Genomic DNA, 3686 nt, shown 5'->3' on the forward strand with positions numbered 1-3686 from the left:
AAGCCGAGAGGGCGCTGGTGGAGCGCAACCGCGCTGAACGGCGGAGGAGGAGAAACGTCCGGTAGGAGTTGATGCGCCTTTGCGTGCATGGTACTGGAGCATCACTCACCAGTGCCAATGCAGAGGACGCCGGAAGCGCGCGGATTCGGAGCATCCTGACCAAGAGAGCTGGGGGATCGACCGATGAAGACGAAGGATCCAAGAGGGAATCGTGGCCCCAAGGGAAACAAGCCGCCGTGGACTGGCTCGTTGCCGCGGGCCGTGGGGAAAGCCATGCGCATACTCCGGGGCCGACCCGAACCGCACGAACTCCCTGTCCTGACGCTGTCCGAGTACCGCGCGCTCATTGCCGGATTCCCCCGGCCAACCGAGGAGCAGGTCATCGAGTTCTGCCGCTTTGTTCCCAGCGCCAAGAGCTGGTACAAGCATCTTCCCATCAATCCACCCGGCATGCCGTTCTTCTTCTACATCGATCCCTGGGCTGGGCTTGATCGGATCCTCGCAGCGAGGGGGAGAGCGATCTTTGTCCAGCGGCTGGAGAGCACTCCTCCAGAGGACCGATTCCACTACACGTGGATGCCCACCGAGACCTACCGCGCACGGTTCGGACGCCTTGCCTTTGCATGCGAGGCATCCACAGCGATGGCGATTCCAGCAACTGTCAGCCCTGGGGACGGTAGCGGGCCTGTCCATGAGGGTGTCTTCGACAACAGCGTCGCCTCGCCGATCATCTACGCGACCGCCGACAGACCCTGCAGGCTTCCTCCCGAGGTCCTTGCTGCAGGATGTGCCTGGCTCACAGCGGTGATCCACCCACGTTGCTCTTATCTCGGGACTTGGCACTGGCGTTTGAGAACGCCATGGACCGGCCCTGAGGAGCTGAGGACAGAGCGGGAGGCCGCGATTGCGGCCACGGTGGAAGCATACCCGGCCATTCCTGCGCTTATCGACGAGTTCCTTGCCGAACTCCAAGGCGACGGCATGATCGAACGACTCGAGCGCCAGATGGACGCTTTGCTGGCTCCGGAGCGAGAGCGGATGCATCAGGAGATGGTCCGGGCGATTCAGCGCATGCTCGGAATCGTGTATTGATGGAACCTCACGAATGAGGATCAAGCCGAGTGCCTCCTCCAGGCCAGGCGCGTCTGGAGGCCAGATCAAGGACGACCATCGTCGCAGATTCGATTTCCCGGGCAGGTTGACTCGCCGCGGGTCGAAGCGCGGGCGGCAAGAACCTCCGCACTATGAGTTTGCCGTCGACCTCGGATCGAGACACATCCGCATTCTCCGTGTCGACGAGGACATCCCCCACTGGGAGCAGAACCTCCTCGTATTGGACGCTGACAACCGTGAGTACCTAGGGGCAGACGCCCACTACTTCGACCGATTCGTGCCCCCAGGCTTCAAGCTCATCCGACCCGTGCAGCGCGGGCACATCTGCGACTGTCACGCCGCCGCGCGGATGCTCCGGAGGGGTCTCACCGCGCTCGCGAGACGAGGCGATCCCCAACGGCCCGGCGTACTTCTTACCGTTCCCGTCACCGGCTCCCCCGTTCAGATACAACTCCGACATGCCGTGGCCCAGGAGGCTGGGGCAAGCCACATCCTCCTTGCTCACTCCTCTGTTTGCCAGTACCTGGGTAGCGGCGGCGACATTGATGATCGTCGAGCGATCCTCCTCATCTCGTTGGGGGCTGGGTTGACGGAAATCGCCGTCTTATCGGGGGGACATGTGCTTGCCGCTCAGACGGTTACTCTCGGCGGCGAGGATCTGGACCTTGCCATCCGCGATCAGATCCGTCTCAAGCTTCTTGTATCCATGGGGCTCTGGGACGCTCATCAGCTGATGAAGCGCTCCTGCCAACTGGATTGGCGAAAGCAGAAGTGGGACATTATCCACTCGGGCTGGGACTGCGTGGGAGGGTTACCCGTGCGCATAAGAGTCCCTGCTCCACATCTTCAGAGGCCCGTGAGAATCTGGCGAGAGAGGGTATTGCAGCCTCTTCGGCGGATCCTCGACGTGCTCGGCCCGGAACCGAGCGCGGACCTGCAGGAACGCGGCGTTCTTCTCCTTGGCGGGGGCGCGCTGCTACCTGGGATGGCGAGGTCGATCCGGCGGGCGATCCCTACCCCTACCGCTCTCCCCGTGCGATTGCCATCTCGCCGACACGATCTCTGGCTCGCCGAGGTGAGGGGTGCGCTAACCATGCTTCGCGATCTCCCACGGTACCAGCACTTCACATTGCGCGAGACCCCTCCGATTCCAGACCTGAGTCGACTCGACCCTCAGATCTTGATGTTTCGAGATGATTGTGGGCCGACGCCGGAAGCAACGTAAGACACTCTCGGAAGCATTGTTGGGTCTGCATTCAGAGGAGGCCGAGCCCCGCCTGATCCCCTCCTCCTACATCGATCCAGCTCGTAGCAGTGCATTCAAGAACCTCGGCCTATCGTACTGCGGCCTTAGTCGCTTCCCGAAGACAGTGGAGCAGTATATCGCGGGATTCAATGCTGACGCGAGCGATCCGCGTCTCTTGCGCATCTGATGGAGCTGCTCGAGGGTCACCCGGATCTGCTGAGAGACGACTCGACCCTGACAGAGCGGCTGAAGAGATGTCAGGTCGCCGTCGCCCTCACCGAGACCTTTCGCCCAGCCACGGGTGCGCACTGTATGGAGCTGAGGAGGATGCTGAGGCCACGCGGACAGGGAGAACCCACTCTGCCGGAGGTCTAGGGCTTCTGGCCCGAGCCAAAGACGCGACGGGGATCCGACTTGCGCAAGCGGCTCTCCTGCGGCCTGCGACACCCAGCAGCTCATCGTGGTCAAGTATCTCGTCTGCGACAAGTCCGCCCTCGGACTCACAACACATGCCTAGTCTGGATCTCGCCACTTCCGGCGGCGGTGCCGCCACCAACGCCTTACACTGCCTCGTTCTCTGCTTTCCTTGAACTCCAGCGCCTTGATTCTTGCGAGGCGATGGAGGCAGCGTTCATGCTTCTTGATGAACTCCCGTATCCCGTCTTTGTCTCTCGCTGCGTCGAAGTACTCGGATAGCGATATAATGGCGGCGGCATTGACGTAACCGCGCCAATGGAGAGCTAGCATTTCCTCGAAGCCGCCTGATGTGGGGATCGGAGGTATTCGCAACAGATACGACGTGATCAGCGGCTCTAGCTGGGGCCGGCTCTTGACTATCGCTCCGGCCGCTCTGGCGACCGCAACAGCAACATCGGCCTTCGCGTCGTTCAGAAGTCCGAAGTAGTTGTCGAGGATCTTCTCAAACCGGCCTTCCTTGTCGCCGCAGGCCAAATTGGCGATCACCTGGGCGGCGGTTCTTCGCAGAGTCCTTCTCTCGCTCCTCAGGAACTCGACCAGGGAATTCCAATAGGGAGACAGATGCTCGGGGTCGCTTGCGCCAAGGCGGCCCAGGGCGACACAGCACCGCTCTGCCGCAGCCTCGTCTGCGCTGTCAGATGAGACGAAGGAGAAGATCTCATTAAGAACGGTCAGGTTGTGGAGCGCCAGGTCAGCCAGACGCTCGGGGTCGAGGTCCTTGTCGTTGAGGTCGAGGTCGCTATTCATACAGGGACGTTCTCTTTGCTCCGGGGTCGTCGCCTGGACTAGAGCGTAGTGGAGAGCTCACCGCGCTGGCCCGCCCGGGTCTCCGCCAATCCATCACGAGCTC

3 protein-coding genes are annotated in these 3686 nt (G+C 61.8%); 2 read left to right on the forward strand and 1 reads right to left on the reverse strand.

The genetic code is table 11. The annotated features are described in order from the left end of the window. Nucleotides 1-450: 450 nt before the first annotated feature. Both FJY88_12560 and FJY88_12565 read left to right on the forward strand, forming a co-directional pair. Nucleotides 451-1092: a hypothetical protein gene (locus FJY88_12560; protein ID MBM3288167.1), complete on the forward strand. Its 642-nt coding sequence runs from the start codon at nucleotides 451-453 to the stop codon at nucleotides 1090-1092. 13 nt (nucleotides 1093-1105) lie between these two features. Continuing rightward, nucleotides 1106-2338, forward strand: coding sequence for a hypothetical protein (locus tag FJY88_12565; protein ID MBM3288168.1), 1233 nt, complete (start codon nucleotides 1106-1108; stop codon nucleotides 2336-2338). A 534-nt stretch (nucleotides 2339-2872) separates the two neighbouring features. Here FJY88_12565 and FJY88_12570 read toward each other — a convergent pair. Beyond that, nucleotides 2873-3583, reverse strand: a complete 711-nt coding sequence (locus FJY88_12570) for a hypothetical protein (GenBank protein MBM3288169.1) — start codon at nucleotides 3581-3583, stop codon at nucleotides 2873-2875. Between the last annotated feature and the right edge of the window lie 103 nt (nucleotides 3584-3686).

The sequence above is a fragment of the Candidatus Eisenbacteria bacterium genome, assembly GCA_016867495.1.
Lineage (GTDB): Bacteria > Eisenbacteria > RBG-16-71-46 > CAIMUX01 > VGJL01 > VGJL01.